We start from the raw sequence: 17,812 nt of genomic DNA, 5'->3' as shown, positions 1-17,812 counted from the left end.
GAGCCGGGGGCGTGCGACGCGCGTCGCGCTCAGTCCGCGCCGGCGACCGGGCGACGCCTGAACAGCCGCCGCCACACCCACCACAGGGCCAGCGCAAGCACCAGGCTCAGGCTCAGCGCGATGCCGAGCGCCAGCATCGGATTGGCCAGCGCCAGGGCCAGCAGGCCGATGGCGGCGATGTCCTCGGTGGCCGAGGCGCCGATGTTGCTCAGCGGTTCGGGCGATGCGTTGATCAGCACCCGGCTGCCGGCCTTGAGCGCGTGGCTGCCGAGGGCCACGCCGGCACCGGTGGCGAGCATGCCGGCCGACAGGTCGCCATCGGGCGACAGCGTGGCCGCGGCGAGGAAGGCGCCGGCCGGCACCCGCGCCAGGGTCTGCAGCAGGTCCCAGCCGGAGTCGACACCGGGGATCTTGTCGGCGAAGAACTCGACCACCGCCAGGACGCCGGAGACGCCCAGCACCCAGGGCGACGCAGTGACTTCAAGCGCCGCGGGAAGATCCAGCCACCCGAAGGCGCCGGCCAGGCCGACGCCGAATACGGTGAGGTAGACGCGGACGCCGGCCAGCCAGGCGAGCAGGACGCCGGCGGCGAAGAGATGGGCTTCTGACATGGCCGCGCTCCCGCGGGCTGCAATGGCGCGGAGTATATGCGGGGTCGGATGCTCCCGGTGCCGGGCCGTGGAGCGCTACCATGCGCGGATGCCCGAGACGCCGCAGCCCGCCGAAGCGCCACCCGCGTCCCCGACCCCCGAGGGATTGCCGCCGCCTGTGCGACCAGACGGCGCTGCGCCGCCCGAACACCCGCACCCGCGCGCGCACGCGCTGCTGCTGGCCGTGCTCGCGGCGTGCCTGCTGTTCGGCGTCTGGGGCGCGTGGACGGTGTCCAATGGCAGCGGGCGCGGCGATGACGCCGCGCTGCGCGCCGAGATCGAGGGCCTGCGCCAGGAGGTGGCCACGCTGGCGCGCTCGGACCAGGTCAGCCGTGACGCCAACCAGGACCTGCAGGGCACGCTCGCCGAGCGCGACGAGGAGATTTCCGCGCTCCGCGCCGACGTCGCCTTCTATGAACGCCTGGTCGGGAGCACCAGCCAGCGCCGCGGCCTGACCGTGCACGGCCTGCGCCTGCAGTCGCAGGGCGAGGGTGCCTGGCACTTCACCGCCACGCTGACCCAGACCCTGAACCGGGCGGCGGTAAGCAGCGGCAGCCTGACCGTGGCCGTGGAAGGCTCGCGCAACGACAGCCTGGAACGCCTGGCGTGGACCGACCTGCGCCAGCTCGAGGACGCGCCCGGCGTGGAGTATTCATTCAAGTACTTCCAGCAGGTCGAAGGCGACCTGATGCTGCCGGCGGATTTCAAGCCACTGCGCGTGATCGTGCGCCTGGCGCCGCCCCGCGGCGCGGCGGTCGAGGAGTCGTTCACCTGGGCCGAGGCCGTTGCGGCGACGCCGCGTTCCGCACCGGACGCTTGAAGCCGGCCGCGGCACCCCCCATGCTTGATGGCATGAGTACCACCACCATCGATCTCTCCGTTCCCGGCTACCAGGCGCTCGAACGTCCGCTGGACTTCACGCCCGCGGCCGCGGCCAAGGTGCGCGAACTGATCGCCGAAGAGGGCAACGACGCCCTCAAGCTGCGCGTCTACATCCAGGGCGGCGGCTGCTCCGGCTTCCAGTACGGCTTCGAGTTCGACGAAGAGCAGGGCGAGGACGACCTGGCCGTGGCCACCGACGGCGTGACGCTGCTGGTCGATCCGCTCAGCCTGCAGTACCTGATGGGCGCGGCGGTGGATTACGTCGAAAGCCTGAACGGCGCGCAGTTCACCATCCGCAATCCCAACGCGAAGTCGACCTGCGGCTGCGGGAGCAGCTTCACCGCATGAGTCCGCGGCGCACTGCGCCGTTCGCCTTCGTCGAGGCGCCGCTGGACCGCGCCGAAAACCTCCGTGACGACCGCGATGCCCTCGCCCGGCTCTGGGCGGAAGGGCGTGCGCTCGTGCTCGATGCCGAAGGGCGCGCGCGCGCCACCGCCGACGGCGCGCTGCTCGCGTCGCGCGCGGCGGAGCTGGCCGACGCTCCCGGCGACGCGCTGTTCCTGGGCCTGCGCGGCGAAGAGGGCTGGTTCGCGGTGCGTGCCGACGACGCGGGTAGCGTCGAGCCGGAGGCGTCCCCCATCGACCTGCGCAGCGCGGCCGCGCAATGGCCGGACTTCGAGGCCACCGCCTTCGCCCAGGCACGGGCGGTGCTGCATTGGCGCGCGCGACACCGGTACTGTGGCGCCTGCGGCAGCGCGCTCGCGTTCCTGCGCGCGGGCTGGCTGGGCCGCTGCGGCGGCTGCGGGCTGGAGCACTACCCGCGCACCGACCCGGCGATGATCGTCGCCGTCAGCGACGGCGAACGCCTGCTGCTGGGGCGCGGACCGGGCTGGGCGCCGCGGCGCTACTCGGTGCTGGCCGGCTTCGTGGAGCCGGGCGAGTCGCTGGAGCAGACCGTGGTGCGCGAGGTGTTCGAGGAATCGTCGGTGCGCGTGCGTGGCTGCCGTTACCTGGCCTCGCAGCCCTGGCCGTTCCCCTCGTCGCTGATGCTCGGCTTCGAGGCCGAGGCGGAGCCCGACGAGCCGCACTGCCCCAGTGACGAGCTCGAGGACGCGCGCTGGTTCAGCCGCGACGAGGTCGGCGCCGCGCTGCGCGGAGAGTCCGGGCCGGAGGGCCTGCTGCTGTCGCCCTCGATCTCCATCTCGCGCTGGCTGATCGAGCGCTGGCACGCCGGCCGTTGAGCGCGGTGCCCGCCGCGGACGGCCGTCGGCGCTAGAATCGCGGCATGTTCTCGACCCTGTTCGCCGTGGTGGTCGCGCTGGTGCTGGGGCACCTGGCGCCTTCGTTCGCCGCCGCGGTGCGCGACGACGGCTGGTACCGCGCGCTGCTGCAGTGGCTGGACCGTCGCTTCCGCGACGATGGTTTCTGGCGCGGCCACTGGGGCCTGCTGCTGGCGCTGGTGCCGGTGGTGTTGCTGGTCGGCCTGCTGCAGTGGGCGCTGGACGGTGCCGTGTTCGGCCTGCCGGCGCTGCTGTTCGGCGTCGCCATGGTGTTCTACGCCTGGGGCCCGCGCGACCTCGATGTCGACGTGGCCGCGGTGGTCGATGCGGAGGATTCCGCCGAGCGCCGCGAGGCGCTGGCGCGTCTGCGGCCGCCAGCCGCGACCGGGGCCGCGGACGGCGGCGACGAGATCGGCCGTGTCTTCATCGCGGCGCTGCGGCGGTGGTTCGGGGTGCTGTTCTGGTTCGTGGTGCTGGGCGCGGTCGGCGCCCTGCTGTATCGCCTGGTCGCGATCGCCGCCGAGGACGAGCCGGCGCTCTACCTGCCCGAGGGCACGGTGGAAGGCGCGCGTAAACTGCTGGTGCTGCTCGACTGGCCGGTGGCGCAGCTGATGGCGCTGTCGCTGGCGCTGGTGGGCAACTTCGACGTGGTGGTCTCGGCCTGGAAGGCGGCCGGCGGCGCGGGCCTGCAGTTGGCCACGCGCGTGCTTGCGGCCGCCGGGCGCGCCAGCGTACGGCAGGAGCTCGATGAGGACGCCGAGGATGCGGCCGCCGCCGCGGCCCCTGCGGAGGCACCGCCCGAAGTCGACCCCGGCGATGCCGGCGTGCCGCCGCTGGACGTTCCGATGGCGAGCGTCGTGGACGCCCCGCTCGGCCAGGCCATGCGCGACGCCATGTCCCTGGTCTGGCGCGTGCTGCTGGCCTGGCTGGCGGTGCTGGCCCTGTTCGTCGTCGCCGGCTGGGTCAACTGATCCCGCGTGCTGTAGCGACCGGCCTTGCGATGGCCGTTTTCAAAGGGCAGGTCGCAGCTGTAGCTGCTCCTGCAGCGTTGCCGTGCCTCAGGCGTGGTCGCCGCGCAGCTGGCGTACCTGTGCTTCAAGTGACGCGGCGGTGGCTTCGCCGCCGGGGACCGGTGCGTCGGCCATCACTGCCACGTGGGCGCGGAAGCGGCGCGGCACGCGCATGCGGGCCATGCGTCCGCTGGCGGCCGATGCGCTGCGTCGGCTCCACATGCTGCTCCACATGCCACGCAGCGCCATCGGCACCACCGGTACCTGACGCCGCTCGAGGATGCGCTCGACGCCCGATTTGAATCGCGTAATGGAGCCGTCCGTGGTCAGCCGGCCCTCGGGGAAGATCAGTACCAGTTCGTCCGCCGCCAGCGCCGCGTCGATGGCGTCGAAGGCGCGTTCCATCATCGCCAGGTCCTCCCTGGGGCTGGCGATCGGGATCGCGCCCGCGGCGCGGAAGATCCAGCGCATCACCGGGATCTGGAAGATGCGGTAGTACATGACGAAGCGTACCGGCCGCGGAACGCTCGCCGCCAGGATCAGCGCGTCCATGTAGCTGACGTGGTTGCAGACCAGCAGCGCCGGGCCCTCGTCGGGCACGTGGCGCTCGATGCCGTGCAGCTCCAGACGGTACAGCGTGCGCACCAGCAGCCAGCTGACGAAGCGCATCGCGAACTCGGGCACGATGGTGAAGATCCAGGTCGCGACCAGCAGGTTGGCGATCGCGACTGCCAGGAATACCTGCGGGATGCTCCAGCCGAAGACCTGCTGCAGCACGAGTCCGGTCACCGCCGCGGTGACGATGAAGGCCGAGTTCTGGATATTCAGGCCGGCGAACACGCGTGCCATCTCGTCCTTCGGCGTGCGGCTCTGGATCAGGGCGAACAGCGGCACGATGAACAGGCCGCAGGAGAAGCCGATGCCGACGAGGTCGACGGCGATGCGCCAGCCGTTGTCGCCTGCCAGGAAGGCGGCGATGTCGAGCCCCGACTGCGGCGCCAGCCCGCTGCGCGCGAAGTAGAGGTCGAGCATGAAGGCGCTGATGCCCAGCGCGCCCAGGGGCACCAGGCCGATCTCGACCGTGCGTGCTGAGAGCTTCTCGCATAGCAGCGACCCCGTGCCGACGCCGATGGAGAACAGCGCCAGCCCGAAGATGTACAGGCTGGTGGAGCGCTCCGGCGCGCCCAGGTGCAGCTCGGCGTAGTTGGGCAGCTGCGCGGTCAGCACCGTGCCGACGAACCAGAACCAGGACACGCCCAGGATCGCGTGTTTCACCGCCGGCGTGCGCCGGGTGAGCTTCCAGATGCGGACCGACTCCGGCACCGGATTCCAGTTGACCTGGAGCTCCGGCGCACCGGCGTCCACCCGCGGGATCAGCCGTGCGACCAGGTTGCCGGTGACCGCCAGCGCGATCACCGAGGCCGCGGCCGCTTCCGCGCCCCAGGTGCCCGCGACCTGGAAGATCAGTCCTCCGTAGATCATGCCGGCCAGGATCGACAGCGAGGTGCCCATCTCCACCAGGCCGTTGCCGCCGGTGAGTTCCTCGGGCTTGAGCACCGCGGGCAGGATCGAATACTTCACCGGCCCGAACAGCGTCGACTGCATGCCGGTCGCGAACAGCGCCACCAGCAGCAGCGGCATGTTGCCGAGCAGGAAGCCGATGCCGGCCAGCGTCATGATCCCGATCTCCATCGCCGTGGTGATGCGGATCAGGCGCTGCTTCTCCAGCTTCTCGGCGAACTGCCCTGCGATCGCCGAGAACAGGAAGTAGGGCGCGATGAACAGCGCCGGCGCGAGGTTGGTGTAGAGCGTGCGCTGCTCCGCGTCGACGCCCAGGTAGAACAGCAGGCCGATGATGGCCTGGCGGTAGACGTTGTCGTTGAAGGCGCCCAGCGCCTGCACGGCGAAGTAGGGCAGGAAGCGCCGCTCGCGCAGCAGCTGGAACTGGTTGTACGCCATGCGGGCTCCGGAGGGTGCGTGGCGAGACTAGCAGACGGCCGCGACGGGGCGGCGTCAGCCCGCGTAGGCCTTGCGTGCCTCGTGGACTGCGTCGCCCGAGCGCGAGCGCAGGTGCATGCGCAGCCAGTCGGCGAAGTCGGCCTCGGGCAGGCGGCCTTCGGCGAGGGTCAGCATCTGCACGTACTTTTCTTCCTCGTTCGCATCGAGTTCGACATCGTTGAGGGCGAGGAACACGCGATAGCAGACGTGCGCCGTGCGCTTGTTGCCGTCCACGAAAGGATGGTTGCGGGCCAGGCCATGGGCCAGGCTCGCTGCCAACGCGGCGAGATCGGCCTGGGGGGCGCTGTAGGCGTGCAATTGCTGCGGCCGTGCCAGTGCGGAGTCGAGCAGTCTTTCGTCGCGCACTCCAGTGCCGCCGCCGTGTTCGGCCAACTGGCGCTCGTGGATGGCGATGGCGAGCGGCCGCGTGATCCAGATGATCATGGCGATGTCCCCTACCGGGCCAGCTTGCGCAGGACGTCGCGGTCTTTGCGCATGATGTCCTCGGCCACGTCCATCTGCGCAGCCAGCTCCGGATCGAACGCGGTCAGGCGCACGCCGTCGGGGGTTTCCAGCGCGTAAAGCGTGTCGCCCTTCTCCAGCCGCAGCCGGGCCAGCAGATCCTTGGGCAGGATGACGCCGGCAGAGTTGCCGATGGCGGTGATCTTGAGCTTCATGGAGAGCATCCCGGATGCGTGTAATAACGCATGTTATATCGGGGTGGTGAGCAGTTGCCAGTTGCGTCGAGGCCTTGGCGATCGCCGGATGGGTGCGACCGCCGCGCGCGGGGTGGTTCAGCCGCGCTCGCGTGCGATTGCCCGCCAGCCGATGTCATGCCGGTGGAACTCGCCCGGCCAGGAGACGCCCGCGACCTCGGCATAGGCCTGCGCCTGGGCGTCGGCGACGGTGTCGCCCAGCGCGCAGACGCAGAGCACGCGGCCGCCGGCGGTCACGGCCTGGGCGCCCTCGAGCCGGGTGCCTGCGTGGAAGACCTTGGTCTCCGGAACGTCGGGTACGTCGAGGCTGTTGATCGCATCGCCCGTGCGCGGCGTGGCGGGATAGCCTTCGGCGGCCATCACCACGCCCAGCGCCGGGCGCGGGTCCCAGTCCGCAGCGACGCCGTCGAGCGCGCCGTCGATGCCGGCTTCGATGAGCGCGGCGAAGTCCGAGCGCAGGCGCATCATGATCGGCTGGGTCTCGGGGTCGCCGAAGCGGACGTTGAACTCGATCACCTTGGGCGCGCCGGCTTCGTCGATCATCAGCCCGGCGTAGAGGAAGCCGGTGAACGGCACGCCGTCGGCCGCCATGCCGCGCACGGTCGGTTCGATGACCTCGCGCATGATGCGTGCGTGCACTTCGGGCGTGACCACCGGCGCGGGCGAATAGGCGCCCATGCCGCCGGTGTTGGGGCCGGTGTCGCCGTCGCCCACGCGCTTGTGGTCCTGGCTGGTGGCCATCGGCAGCGCGGTGGCGCCGTCGACCATGGCGATGAAGCTGGCCTCCTCGCCGTCGAGGAACTCCTCGATCACCACGCGCGCACCGGCCTCGCCGAAGGCGTTGCCGCCGAGCATGTCGCGCACCGCGGCCTCGGCCTCGTCCAGCGTCATCGCCACGATCACGCCCTTGCCTGCGGCCAGGCCGTCGGCCTTGACCACGATCGGTGCGCCCGCGCTTTCGATGGATTTTTCGCGCAGGTAGGCCAGCGCGGGATCGAGATCGGTGAACACCGCGTAGTGCGCGGTGGGAATGCCGTGGCGGGCAAGGAAGTCCTTGGCGAAGGCCTTGCTGCCTTCCAGCTGTGCGGCGGCGGCGGTGGGCCCGAAGATGCGCAGTCCCGCGGCGCGGAAGCGGTCGACCACGCCGGCCACCAGCGGCGCCTCCGGGCCGACGACGGTGAAGGCCACGCTTTCGTCGCGTGCCAGCGCCAGCAGCGCCTCGATGTCGGTGGCATTCACCGCCACGTTGCGGCAGCGGTCCTCGACCGCGGTGCCGGCGTTGCCGGGCGCGACCAGCACGTCATCCACGCCGGCCGAATGCGCCAGCTTCCACGCCAGCGCGTGCTCGCGCCCCCCGGAGCCAATGACGAGGATCTTCATGACGCATCAACCTGCCGTGTCGAATCGTTGAAAGAGGGTAGCTCCCCGAGTCAGGGAGCGATTCGCGCCGCGAACCCCGGGATTGATGCCGACGCAGTCGGTATCAATGCCGGAAGTGCCGCACTCCGGTAAACACCATCGCAATCCCATGCTCGTCCGCCGCCGCGATCACCTCCGCGTCGCGCATCGAGCCCCCGGGCTGGATCACCGCGCGGATGCCGGCTTCGGCCGCGGCGTCGAGGCCGTCGCGGAACGGGAAGAAGGCGTCGGACGCCATCACCGAACCCTCCACCTGCAGCCCGGCGTCGGCGGCCTTGATGCCGGCGATGCGCGCGGAATACACGCGGCTCATCTGGCCGGCGCCCACGCCCACGGTGGCGTCGTCCCTGGCGTACACGATGGCGTTGGACTTCACGAACTTGGCCACGCGCCAGGCGAACAGCAGGTCGCGCAGTTCGGCCCCGGTGGGCGCGCGCTTCGTCACCTGCTTCAGCTCGCCTGCGCTCATGCCACGGTTGTCCGAGGCCTGCAGCAGCAGGCCCGAGCCGATGCGCTTGCTGTCGTAGTTGTTCATGCCGTCGCCGTGCGGGATGCGCAGCACGCGCACGTTGGCCTTCTTCGCGCAGTAGTCGAGCGCGGCCGGTTCGTAATCCGGGGCGATCAGCACTTCCACGAACTGGCGGTCGAGGATCGCCTTCGCGGTGGCCGCGTCGAGCGTGGTGTTGAAGGCGAGGATGCCGCCGAAGGCCGAGGTGGGGTCGGTGGCATAGGCACGCTCGTAGGCCTCGCCGCCGCTGCCGGCGGTGGCGACGCCGCAGGGGTTGGCGTGCTTCACGATCACGCAGGCCGGGGCTTCGAACTGGCGCACGCACTCCCAGGCCGCGTCGGCGTCGGCAAGGTTGTTGTAGCTGAGCTCCTTGCCCTGCAGCTGCGTGAACGTCGCCAGCGTGCCGGGTACCGGGTACAGGTCGCGGTAGAAGGCGCCGCTCTGGTGCGGGTTCTCGCCGTAGCGCAGGTCCATCACTTTCACGAAGCTGGTGTGCATCTGCGCGGGGAACTCGCCGCGCACCGGCACCGCAGCGGAGGCATCGCCGATCGCCGAGAGGTAGTTGCCGATCGCCGCGTCGTACCGGGCGACGCGGTTGAAGGCCGCCACCGAGAGCGCGAAGCGTGTCGGCGCCGAAAGCGTGCCCTCATGGGCGTCCAACTCATCCAGGATGCCGGCGTACTGCGCCGGGTCGGTCGCCACCGCGACGCGCGCGAAATTCTTCGCCGCCGAGCGCAGCATCGCCGGGCCGCCGATGTCGATGTTCTCCACGGCGTCATCCAGCGTGCAGCCGGCCTTCGCGGTGACGGTTTCGAAGGGATACAGGTTCAGCACCAGCAGGTCGATCGCGCCGATGCCGTGCTCGGCCATCACCGCGTCGTCCACGCCCAGGCGCCCGAGCAGGCCGCCGTGGACCACCGGATGCAGGGTCTTGACCCGGCCGTCCATCATCTCGGGGAAGCCGGTGGCCTCGGACACATCGCGCACGGCCAGTCCGGCCTCGCGCAGGGCGCGGGCGGTGCCGCCGGTGGACAGCAGCTCGACGCCGCGCGCGGCAAGCGCGTGGGCAAGTTCAACCAGTCCGGTCTTGTCGGACACGGACAGCAGGGCCCGGCGCAGGGGCAGGCGATCGGTGGTCATTGCGTGGGAGGGCAGCGGGAAAGCCGTGATTATACGGCGCGGCGGCGGGCTGGCCGGCGGCTGCACCGGGGCCCGGGCGTCAGGTGATCCCGTAGTCGCGCAGCTTGCGGCGCAGGGTGGCGCGGTGGATGCCGAGCATGGCGGCGGCGCGGCTCTGGTTGCCTTCGCAGTGGTTGAGCACTTCGACGAACAGCGGGACCTCGAGTTCGCGCAGGGCGATGTCGTACAGGTTTTCCGCGTCGCAGCCATCGAGGTCGCGGATGTAGCGGCGCACGGCGTTCGCCACGTGCTCGCGCAACGGCGCCCGTTGCGTGCCGCGGGCCTGCGGCTCGGTGTTGTCGGCAGCGTTCAATCGGATCCCGGAAGCATGCTCGCGCGTCGCGCACGATCGGCATCGAGTCTAACGCGACGCTGCCACGGCCGCCATTGGCCAGCGAGGTCAGTGGAAATCGAAGGCGAAGCCGACCGCGCCGGGGCCGGGTTCGAGCACGTCCATGCGGATCACCGCGCCCTGGCCGCTGTCGAGCATGGCGGAGGGCGGTGCGCTGTCGAGGTATTCCGCGGCGGTGAATGCGCGCGTGCCCAGCGGGCGGCCATCGATGTCGGACAGCGTCAGCACCACGTCCGGCCAGGGCTGCGCCCAGGCGGCATCATTGCGGAAGCTGGCGGTGATGCGCAGGGCATTGGCGGCATCGGGATGCGGGCGCACGTCGCGCTCCAGCAGCACGAAGGCGGACGGCTCGCGCCAGGGCGGCAGGCTGCACTGCAGCACCGCGCAGGCGCGTGCGACCAGGGGCCGCCATCCCGGGTCGGCGGCCAGCCGCGCGCGGTCGGCGAGCAGCCACTGCAGCGCGAGAAGCAGCGAGAGTCCGACAATCGCCGTGGGCATCAGCCAGCGGCGGCCGGTTCCGCGGTCGGAGGAGATGCCGGCGCGGCGGCGCGCGAAGCTGGGGGCCACGCGGCCGGGGGCGCGGCGAGGGCGTGCGAGGGGCGCCGTGGACGGTGCGGCGGCCGCGGCGTCGGCCCCTGCTGCAGGCGGGTCGAGCGTACCGGCAGATCCGGGCGTAGCGTCGCGACTGGATTCGGGCCCGGGCTTTGCTGCCAGGTCGGAGTCGGAATCGGAATCGGGCTCCGGTTCGGACTTCGGCTCAAGCCCGGTTTCAGACGTCGGCTCCGGCTCGGGTTGCGACGCCGGCTCGGGTTGCGACGCCGGTTCGGGCCCTGGCTCGACCTGCAGCAGGGTGGCGATGGACAGCGCCGGCTGCGCGGCCAGGTCTTCCTGCGCCACGCTCTGTTCGTCGAAGACCCCGGTGATGGCCGTGGCCACGCCGCTGCGGGTGTTGTCGACCGCCGCCGCGGATTGCACGCCCGGGATGTCGCGCAGCTGCGCCGCACAGCGCGGGCAGCGTTCAGGGGGCAGGTCGGTCGCGGGATCGGTGGCGACCAGTGCGCGACAGAACGGGCAGTTGACGAACATGCGCGCTATTCAAGCATGCGCCGTGCACGGGTGGCAGCCGTCAGCGGCGGCGGATGCCGTCAATGCGAACCCAGTCACCTTCGGCGGCCACCTCGAGCCCCTCGAACCACTGGCCATAGCGCTCCAGCAGCGCTGCCTGCTGGCCGTCGAGGATGCCCGACAGCGCCAGTCGGCCGCCCGGCGCGACGCACGCGGCGATGGTGTCCGCCAGCGCGTCGAGCGCCGAGGCGAGGATGTTGGCGACCACGATCGGCCAGGTGCCGCCGGGCGCATCGTCGGGGGCGTGCACGGAAAGCCGCGCGCCGACCGCGTTGCGTTCGGCGTTGTCGGCGGTGGCCAGCAGCGCCTGCGGGTCGTTGTCGATGCCGGTGGCGTGCGCGGCGCCGAGCTTGAGCGCGGCCAGCGCGAGGATGCCGCTGCCGCAGCCGAAATCGAGCACGCGGGCCCCGTCGATCAGGCCCTCGCCGGCCAGGCCGTCAAGCCAGCGCAGGCACAGTGCGGTCGTGGGGTGGGTGCCGGAGCCGAAGGCCAGGCCCGGATCCAGGCGCACCACCGCGGCGGTGGCGCCGTCGGCTTCCGCGGGCAGTTCGTGGTTCCAGGGCACGATCCAGGTGCGCTGCCCGAAGCGCAGCGGCACGTACTGGTCCATCCACGCCCGCTCCCAGTCCTGGTCCTCGACGTTGCGGAAGGAGACGCGGCTCCAGTCGAGGCCGGGGTCGAAGCTTTCCAGCGCGGCGAGCAGCAGCAGCGCATCGGCATCGTGCGGGAACAGCGCGCTCAGGGTGATCGCGGCCCACAGCGGCGTCTCGCCGACGCCGGGTTCGAGGATCGCATCTTCGTTGCGGGTGCCGGCGTCGGCATCGAGCATGGTCACCGCCAGCGCGCCGACGTCATCGAATGCATGCTCGTAGCGCGGCTGTTCGGCTTCGCGGCAGTGCAGGGTCAGTTCGAGGAAGGGCATTGCGTGCTCACAAGATGGAGAGCGACTTTTCCTTGCGCTCGGCCAGGCGCTTTTCCAGGTAATGGATGTTGCGTCCGCCCTCCTCGAAGCCGCCGTCCGACAGGATCCGCTGCTGCAGCGGGATGTTGGTGCGGATGCCGTCGATCACCATTTCGCTCAGCGCCACCCGCATGCGGCAGATCGCCTGCTCGCGGTCGGCGCCGTGCACGATCAGCTTGCCGATCATCGAGTCGTAGTTGGAGGGCACCTGGTAGCCCTCGTAGACGTGGCTGTCCACGCGCACGCCCGGCCCGCCGGGAGCGTGGAAGTGCTTGATCAGGCCCGGTGAGGGCAGGAAGCTGTCCGGATCCTCGGCGTTGATGCGGCATTCGATGGCGTGGCCGCGCAGCACCACGTCCTCCTGGCGGATCGACAGCGGGCGCCCGGCGGCGATCATCAGCTGCTCGCGGATCAGGTCGATGCCGGTGACCATCTCGGTGACCGGGTGCTCGACCTGGATACGCGTATTCATTTCGATGAAGTAGAAGCGGCCGTCCTCGAACAGGAACTCGAAGGTGCCGGCGCCGCGATAGCCGATGCGCAGGCAGGCCTCGACGCAGACGCGGCCGATCTCCTCGCGCATCTCCGGAGTGATGCCCGGGGCCGGCGCTTCCTCGACCACCTTCTGGTGGCGGCGCTGCATCGAGCAGTCGCGCTCGCCGAGGTGGATGGCGTGGCCCTGGCCGTCCGCGAGCACCTGGATCTCGATGTGGCGCGGGTTCTCCAGGAACTTCTCCATGTAGACCATGTCGTTGCCGAAGGCCGCCTTGGCCTCCTGCTTCGTGGTCGCCACGGCGCCGGGCAGCGCGGCTTCGGTCTGCACCACGCGCATGCCGCGGCCGCCGCCACCGCCGGAGGCCTTCACGATCACCGGATAGCCGATCTCGCGCGCGATTCGGATGTTCTCCGCCGCGTCGTCGCCCAGCGGGCCGCCGCTGCCGGGCACGCAGGGCACGCCTGCGGCCTGCATGGCCCTGATCGCCTCGACCTTGTCGCCCATCAGGCGGATGGTGTCGGCCTTGGGCCCGATGAACACGAAGCCCGACTGCTCGACGCGCTCGGCGAAGTCGGCGTTCTCGGCCAGGAAGCCGTAGCCGGGGTGGATGGCCTGGGCGTCGGTGACCTCGGCGGCGGCGATGATGCTGGCCATGTCGAGGTAGCTCTGCGGCGACGGCGCCGGGCCGATGCAGACCGACTCGTCGGCCATGGCCACGTGCTTGAGGTTGCGGTCGATGGTGGAGTGCACCGCGACCGTGCGGATGCCCAGCGCGTGGCAGGCGCGCAGGATGCGCAACGCGATCTCGCCGCGGTTGGCGATGACGACCTTGTCGAGGGGCATGTCGTCCCGCCTCAGCCGATCACGAACAGCGGCTGGTCGAATTCGACCGGCTGCCCGCTCTCGCCGATGATCGCGAGCACGGTGCCGCCGACGTCGGCCTCGATCGGGTTGAACATCTTCATCGCCTCGACGATGGCCAGGGTGTCGCCGGCGTTGACCGCCTGTCCGACGGTGACGAAGGGCGGCTTGTCCGGCGCCGGCGAGGCGTAGAAGGTGCCGACCATCGGCGAGCGCACGACGTGGCCCTCGGGCAGGACCGGGCCGGTGGGCTCGGCCGGGCGGCCGCCGGTGGCGGCCTGGACCGGCGAATGCATCGGCATGACCTGGCCGTGGTGCGGGTCGGCGGCCACGTACTGGGGCTGGGGTGGCGCATGGCCGGCGCGCGGCGTACGCGCCAGGCGCACCGATTCCTCGCCCTCCTTGATCTCGATCTCGGCGAGGTTGGATTCCTCGAGCAGGTCGATCAGCTTCTTGATTTTTCTCAGGTCCATGCGGGCCTCTCGGGTGGGGCCGGACGCGTGCGCCGGCGATGGCAAGGGGTCAGGACGCCGGCGCCAGGCGGGCCAGCGCGGCATCCAGGGCAAAGGAATAGCTGGCCGCGCCGAAGCCGCAGACCACACCGATGGCCAGGTCGCTGAAGTAGCTCTGGCGGCGGAAGGGTTCGCGGGCGTGCGGGTTGGACAGGTGTACCTCGATGAAGGGGATCGCGACCGCGGCCAGGGCGTCGCGCAGCGCGACCGAGGTATGGGTGAAGGCGGCCGGGTTGATCAGGATGAAGCGGGTGCCGTCGCCGGCGGCCGCCTGGACGCGCTCGACCAGCACGTGCTCGGCGTTGGACTGAAGGCTCTCGAAGGCCAGGCCCGCCGCCTCGGCGCGCGCGCGCAGGCCGGCATCGATCGTGGCCAGGGTGTCGCGGCCGTAGACCTCCGGCTCGCGGCTGCCGAGCAGGTTGAGATTGGGGCCGTTGAGGACGAGGAGCCTGTCCATTGTCTTGGCGCGAACCGCCTTCACGAAAACGGCGGCCAGTCTGCGGCAAGCGGTCGATCGTGTCCAGATCGCCGAAGTTTTGCGACAAAGCGCTGTTTTAAGCGGTTGTTTGAATCAGTCGCCGGTCTGCGCCCAGCCGTCCAGCTCGCCGTGCACGAAGGGCCCGATGCGCTGCTTGAGCAGGCGGCCGTCGGCCGACAGCAGCACCGTATAGGGCAGCACCCCGCGCAGGTTGCCGAGCTGGACGCCCGCATCGCGCGGGCCCGCGGCATCGATCAGGATCGGGTAGCGCACCGGGATGCGCTGCAGGAAGTCCTCCACCGCGGCCTGGTCATCGAGCGCGATGCCGATCACCTGGATGCCGTTGTCGCCCTGTTCGGCGGCGAAGCGGTCGAGTTCCGGCATTTCCTCGATGCACGGCCCGCACCAGCTGGCCCAGAGGTTGACCAGCAGCGGCCGGCCGGCGAAGTCGGCGGGCAGGGTGCGCGGCGTGCCGGACAGGTCGGGCAGGGTGATGGCGGGCACCGGCTCGCCGCGCTTCGCCACCACCAGGCCGCCGGGTGGCGGCGGCGCCACGGCGTCCATGGCCTGCTGCATCGCGCGCTGCCCGAGTTCGGTGCGCAGCAGCGGGCCGGGGCCGTTCACCGCCAGCCCGGCGACCACGCCGAGGACCCCCGCGGCCAGTGCCACCAGCAGGATGCTGCGCGTGCGCATCAGTGCGCCGCCCGTTCCAGGGCCGCGACCGCGGTGCCGCGGTCGAGCATGGCGGGCAGCACCTCGCCCTCCCCGCCGTCACCCGGATAGACCACGTACAGCGGCACGCCGACGGCGCGGTGGCGTTCAAGGAAGGCGCTGATCTCCGGGTCGACGTTGGTCCAGTCGCCGACCATGTACGTGGCCCCGGTACGGCGCAGGGCGTCGCGGAACGCGTCGCTGGACAGCGTGCTGCGCTCGTTGGCCTTGCAGGTCACGCACCAGTCGGCGGTCATGTTGACGAACACCGGAGTGCCCGCCTCGCGCAGGCTGCGCAGGCCTCCGGCGGAATACGGCACGCTGCCGTCCTCCGCCGTTGCCGCGGCGAGCGCCGGTGCGGGCAGGCGGCCAACCATCCAGGCCGAGGACAGCGCCGCAAGCAGCAGCGCGATCGCCGGCAGCCGCCGCAGCCAGCCGCCGCGGATACGCGCGCGCTCCAGCCACCACAGCGCCAGGGCCATCACCGCCACGCCCACGGCAACCAGGGCCATGGCATCGACGCCGCGCTGGCGGCCCAGCACCCAGGCCAGCCAGATCGCGGTGAGGTACATCGGGAAGGCCAGCACCTGCTTGAGCGTTTCCATCCAGGCGCCGGGCCGCGGCAGGCGGTCGGCCAGCGCCGGGACGAAGCCGACCAGCAGGAACGGCAGCGCCAGGCCCAGGCCCAGCGCCAGGAACACCAGCAGCGCCACGGCGGGCGACGCGGTGAAGGCGAAGGCCAGGGCGCCGCCCATGAAGGGTGCGATGCAGGGGCTGGCGACCACGCAGGCCAGCACGCCGGTGAAGAAGTCGCCCACCGGGCCGGTCCGCGCGGCCAGGCCGTGGCCGAGGTTGGCGCTGCCGCCGACGCTGAACACCCCCGACAGGCTCAGGCCGACGGCTGCCATCAACAGCACCAGCGCCGCCACGAAGCCGGGCTGCTGCAGCTGGAAGCCCCAGCCCATCGCCTGGCCCGCCGCGCGCAGCGCGAGCACCACCAGGCCGATGACGGCGAACGCCACGAGTACGCCGGCCGTATACCAGAGCGCATGGCGCCGGGCGGATGCACGGCTGGCGCCGCCCTGGGCCAGGCCCAGCACCTTGAGCGAGAGGATCGGCAGCACGCAGGGCATCACGTTGAGCAGCAGGCCGCCGGCCAGTGCCAGCAACAGCGCAAGCGCCAGTCCGCCGCGGGCCGGGGCCGGTGGGGTGCTGCGGACGGCGTTGTCCGCGATGGCGTCGCTGCCGTCGGCGGTGGCAGCCCCGGTGCCGGGCACAGATCCCACAGGGTCGTCGCTTGCAGTCGGGTCGCCCGCTGCAAGCTTGGCGAGCGCCGTGGCGACGTCTTCTTCAGTGCCTGTGTTCGCGGCGCCGTCCACGTCCACCGCGTCCGCGCCGGCGTCGGCAGCGGGCGCTGCTGCCACCGTGCCCGCCGGCAGCGACACGCGCACGCTGCGGGTCATCGGCGGATAGCAGATGCCCTCGTCCTGGCAGCCCTGGAAGGTCGCGGTGAGGGTGGCTTCACGCGGCCCGGCGTGGCTGCGGTGCAACGGCAGGGGGACGTCGACCTGGTCGAAATAGACCACGACGTCGCCGAAGTAGCCGTCATTGTGGGGCACGCCCTGCGGCCAGCGCGGGGCGCCGGCGCGGATGCCCTCGGCCTCGAGCTTGAAGCTGCTGCGGTCGCGGTAGAGGTAATAGCCCGGCGCCGGGGTGAAGCGCATCAAGAGGGTGTCGCCGTCGCCTGCGATGGCCTCGAAGGCGAAGGCCTGCTCCTCGGGGAGCGGCAGCGCGTCGGTCGCGCCCGGCAGGGCAAGCGCCCCGCTGCCGATGCCACCGGACCCGAGGGCCTGGCCGAGCGCGGCGAAGCCCGCGTCCGGACTGCCGGCCACGGCTGCGGCGGGCGGCGCGGCGGGCAGGGTGACGGCCACCGTGCGGGTCTGCGGCGGATAGCAGATGCCGATGTCGGCGCAGCCCTGGTAGCGGATCTTCAGTTCGGTGCGGGCCGCGCGTGCGGTGCCGGGCAGCGTGCCCGTCACGCGGCCGCGGTAGGTCTCGACCTCGCCGAAGAATTCGTCGGTGTGGCGCTTGCCTGCCGGCAGCTGCAGGCCGCCAGGCCCGGCCTGGAATCCGCCGTCGACCGGCTCGGCGCCCATGCGGTGCCGATACAGGTAGTAGCCATCCGCGATCGTCCAGCTCAGTTCGATGCGGTCCGGCGCGGTGGCCTCGGCGCGCAGCACGAAGGCTTCGTCCACCGGCAACAGGTCGTCGATGTCGACCGCCGCCAGGGTCGATGCCGGGGCCAGCAACGCCGTCAAAGCCAATGTGGTGGTCCGCATCCACCGCAAGAACCTGCCAGTGACATTCATTCCGGCGACCCTGGGCCGGCTTCGGCCTCGACCCGGTCGAGCCAAGCCTCCGCCAGCGTGTTCGCGATCGTTGCCGCGGTGGCGGCATCGGGACAGGTGCAGTGACAGATGGGGATGGGCATTGGCGGGGGGCTGGCGGGGTCCCGATAGGGTAGCCGAACCCGCGCTGGCGGAACGCTTGCGCCTCCTATAGTCATGGCATCGTCAAGGCGTACACACCATTCCGCACATCTGCACGCCGATGCGACGGGCCTTCCTTATCCTTGGCGCTATGCGTTTTCCTCCCCCATTCATCCAGGTGTTCC

General features: G+C 71.2%; 18 protein-coding genes. 4 read left to right on the top strand and 14 right to left on the bottom strand.

Features of this window, described 5'->3' with window-relative positions:
* Positions 1-29: 29 nt before the first annotated feature.
* A complete protein-coding gene (locus E2169_RS11585; protein WP_132986771.1) occupies positions 30-611 on the bottom strand; it encodes a DUF4126 domain-containing protein in 582 nt (193 codons plus the stop codon).
* Positions 612-678: 67 nt separating this feature from the next.
* Between E2169_RS11585 and E2169_RS11580 the strand changes: the two genes are divergently transcribed.
* Genes E2169_RS11580 through E2169_RS11565 form a run of 4 tightly spaced genes read left to right on the top strand, consistent with a single transcriptional unit; the run spans position 679 to position 3,783 of the window.
* Positions 679-1,470, top strand: a complete 792-nt coding sequence (locus E2169_RS11580; protein WP_132986770.1) for a DUF6776 family protein — start codon at positions 679-681, stop codon at positions 1,468-1,470.
* 32 nt (positions 1,471-1,502) lie between these two features.
* A complete protein-coding gene (gene erpA, locus E2169_RS11575) occupies positions 1,503-1,880 on the top strand; it encodes an iron-sulfur cluster insertion protein ErpA (protein WP_132986769.1) in 378 nt (125 codons plus the stop codon).
* Positions 1,877-2,773, top strand: a complete 897-nt coding sequence (nudC, locus tag E2169_RS11570; RefSeq protein ID WP_132986768.1) for an NAD(+) diphosphatase — start codon at positions 1,877-1,879, stop codon at positions 2,771-2,773. The genes erpA and nudC overlap by 4 nt, the downstream gene beginning before the upstream one ends.
* A gap of 44 nt (positions 2,774-2,817) precedes the next feature.
* Positions 2,818-3,783: a hypothetical protein gene (locus tag E2169_RS11565; RefSeq protein ID WP_132986767.1), complete on the top strand. Its 966-nt coding sequence runs from the start codon at positions 2,818-2,820 to the stop codon at positions 3,781-3,783.
* 87 nt (positions 3,784-3,870) lie between these two features.
* Here E2169_RS11565 and E2169_RS11560 read toward each other — a convergent pair whose 3' ends face one another.
* From E2169_RS11560 to E2169_RS11500, 13 genes are all read right to left on the bottom strand, one after another.
* The gene (locus E2169_RS11560; RefSeq protein ID WP_132986766.1) at positions 3,871-5,781 is read right to left on the bottom strand and encodes an MFS transporter; all 1,911 of its coding nucleotides are present in this window, start codon (positions 5,779-5,781) and stop codon (positions 3,871-3,873) included.
* Positions 5,782-5,835: 54 nt separating this feature from the next.
* Positions 5,836-6,264 carry a type II toxin-antitoxin system death-on-curing family toxin gene (locus E2169_RS11555; RefSeq protein ID WP_132986765.1) on the bottom strand — a complete coding sequence of 143 codons (429 nt, stop codon included), beginning with the start codon at positions 6,262-6,264 and terminating at the stop codon, positions 5,836-5,838.
* Between the two features lie 11 nt (positions 6,265-6,275).
* A complete protein-coding gene (locus E2169_RS11550) occupies positions 6,276-6,497 on the bottom strand; it encodes an AbrB/MazE/SpoVT family DNA-binding domain-containing protein (RefSeq protein WP_132986764.1) in 222 nt (73 codons plus the stop codon).
* A 117-nt stretch (positions 6,498-6,614) separates the two neighbouring features.
* Positions 6,615-7,916, bottom strand: a complete 1,302-nt coding sequence (purD, locus tag E2169_RS11545; RefSeq protein ID WP_132986763.1) for a phosphoribosylamine--glycine ligase — start codon at positions 7,914-7,916, stop codon at positions 6,615-6,617.
* 103 nt (positions 7,917-8,019) lie between these two features.
* Positions 8,020-9,603, bottom strand: a complete 1,584-nt coding sequence (purH, locus tag E2169_RS11540) for a bifunctional phosphoribosylaminoimidazolecarboxamide formyltransferase/IMP cyclohydrolase (RefSeq protein ID WP_132986762.1) — start codon at positions 9,601-9,603, stop codon at positions 8,020-8,022.
* Positions 9,604-9,682: 79 nt separating this feature from the next.
* Positions 9,683-9,955 carry a DNA-binding transcriptional regulator Fis gene (fis, locus tag E2169_RS11535; protein WP_132986761.1) on the bottom strand — a complete coding sequence of 91 codons (273 nt, stop codon included), beginning with the start codon at positions 9,953-9,955 and terminating at the stop codon, positions 9,683-9,685.
* An 87-nt stretch (positions 9,956-10,042) separates the two neighbouring features.
* Positions 10,043-11,080, bottom strand: a complete 1,038-nt coding sequence (locus tag E2169_RS11530; RefSeq protein ID WP_132986760.1) for a DUF3426 domain-containing protein — start codon at positions 11,078-11,080, stop codon at positions 10,043-10,045.
* Positions 11,081-11,120: 40 nt separating this feature from the next.
* On the bottom strand, positions 11,121-12,041 hold the full coding sequence (gene prmA / locus E2169_RS11525; RefSeq protein ID WP_132986759.1) for a 50S ribosomal protein L11 methyltransferase: 921 nt from the start codon (positions 12,039-12,041) through the stop codon (positions 11,121-11,123).
* A 7-nt stretch (positions 12,042-12,048) separates the two neighbouring features.
* Positions 12,049-13,419, bottom strand: coding sequence for an acetyl-CoA carboxylase biotin carboxylase subunit (gene accC / locus E2169_RS11520; protein ID WP_132986758.1), 1,371 nt, complete (start codon positions 13,417-13,419; stop codon positions 12,049-12,051).
* 11 nt (positions 13,420-13,430) lie between these two features.
* Positions 13,431-13,910, bottom strand: a complete 480-nt coding sequence (gene accB, locus E2169_RS11515) for an acetyl-CoA carboxylase biotin carboxyl carrier protein (RefSeq protein ID WP_132986757.1) — start codon at positions 13,908-13,910, stop codon at positions 13,431-13,433.
* A 49-nt stretch (positions 13,911-13,959) separates the two neighbouring features.
* Entirely contained in the window at positions 13,960-14,406 is a 447-nt protein-coding gene (gene aroQ, locus E2169_RS11510; protein ID WP_132986756.1) for a type II 3-dehydroquinate dehydratase, read from the bottom strand.
* 114 nt (positions 14,407-14,520) lie between these two features.
* Positions 14,521-15,120 (bottom strand): TlpA family protein disulfide reductase, encoded by a 600-nt coding sequence (locus E2169_RS11505; RefSeq protein WP_132986755.1) that lies wholly within the window; start codon positions 15,118-15,120, stop codon positions 14,521-14,523.
* Positions 15,120-17,477, bottom strand: a complete 2,358-nt coding sequence (locus E2169_RS11500; protein WP_132986754.1) for a protein-disulfide reductase DsbD family protein — start codon at positions 17,475-17,477, stop codon at positions 15,120-15,122. The genes E2169_RS11505 and E2169_RS11500 overlap by 1 nt, the downstream gene beginning before the upstream one ends.
* Positions 17,478-17,812: the final 335 nt, after the last annotated feature.

Origin of the sequence: Luteimonas terricola, from assembly GCF_004352845.1 — a bacterium.
In the GTDB taxonomy this organism is placed as follows: Bacteria; Pseudomonadota; Gammaproteobacteria; order Xanthomonadales; family Xanthomonadaceae; genus Luteimonas; species Luteimonas terricola.
The sequence above is the reverse complement of the archived record's forward strand: the minus strand, read 5'-3'. Positions and strand labels throughout refer to the sequence as shown.

What these genes read in the sequence shown, in the direction of transcription:
- purD (WP_132986763.1), bottom strand. Translation starts at nt 7,916, where the DNA reads ATGAAGATCCTCGTCATTGGCTCCGGGGGGCGCGAGCACGCGCTGGCG.
- purH (WP_132986762.1), bottom strand. Translation starts at nt 9,603, where the DNA reads ATGACCACCGATCGCCTGCCCCTGCGCCGGGCCCTGCTGTCCGTGTCC.
- E2169_RS11585 (WP_132986771.1), bottom strand. Translation starts at nt 611, where the DNA reads ATGTCAGAAGCCCATCTCTTCGCCGCCGGCGTCCTGCTCGCCTGGCTG.
- erpA (WP_132986769.1), top strand. Translation starts at nt 1,503, where the DNA reads ATGAGTACCACCACCATCGATCTCTCCGTTCCCGGCTACCAGGCGCTC.
- E2169_RS11555 (WP_132986765.1), bottom strand. Translation starts at nt 6,264, where the DNA reads ATGATCATCTGGATCACGCGGCCGCTCGCCATCGCCATCCACGAGCGC.
- nudC (WP_132986768.1), top strand. Translation starts at nt 1,877, where the DNA reads ATGAGTCCGCGGCGCACTGCGCCGTTCGCCTTCGTCGAGGCGCCGCTG.
- E2169_RS11550 (WP_132986764.1), bottom strand. Translation starts at nt 6,497, where the DNA reads ATGAAGCTCAAGATCACCGCCATCGGCAACTCTGCCGGCGTCATCCTG.
- E2169_RS11505 (WP_132986755.1), bottom strand. Translation starts at nt 15,120, where the DNA reads ATGCGCACGCGCAGCATCCTGCTGGTGGCACTGGCCGCGGGGGTCCTC.
- E2169_RS11530 (WP_132986760.1), bottom strand. Translation starts at nt 11,080, where the DNA reads ATGTTCGTCAACTGCCCGTTCTGTCGCGCACTGGTCGCCACCGATCCC.
- accC (WP_132986758.1), bottom strand. Translation starts at nt 13,419, where the DNA reads ATGCCCCTCGACAAGGTCGTCATCGCCAACCGCGGCGAGATCGCGTTG.
- E2169_RS11560 (WP_132986766.1), bottom strand. Translation starts at nt 5,781, where the DNA reads ATGGCGTACAACCAGTTCCAGCTGCTGCGCGAGCGGCGCTTCCTGCCC.
- aroQ (WP_132986756.1), bottom strand. Translation starts at nt 14,406, where the DNA reads ATGGACAGGCTCCTCGTCCTCAACGGCCCCAATCTCAACCTGCTCGGC.
- E2169_RS11565 (WP_132986767.1), top strand. Translation starts at nt 2,818, where the DNA reads ATGTTCTCGACCCTGTTCGCCGTGGTGGTCGCGCTGGTGCTGGGGCAC.
- accB (WP_132986757.1), bottom strand. Translation starts at nt 13,910, where the DNA reads ATGGACCTGAGAAAAATCAAGAAGCTGATCGACCTGCTCGAGGAATCC.
- E2169_RS11500 (WP_132986754.1), bottom strand. Translation starts at nt 17,477, where the DNA reads ATGCGGACCACCACATTGGCTTTGACGGCGTTGCTGGCCCCGGCATCG.
- prmA (WP_132986759.1), bottom strand. Translation starts at nt 12,041, where the DNA reads ATGCCCTTCCTCGAACTGACCCTGCACTGCCGCGAAGCCGAACAGCCG.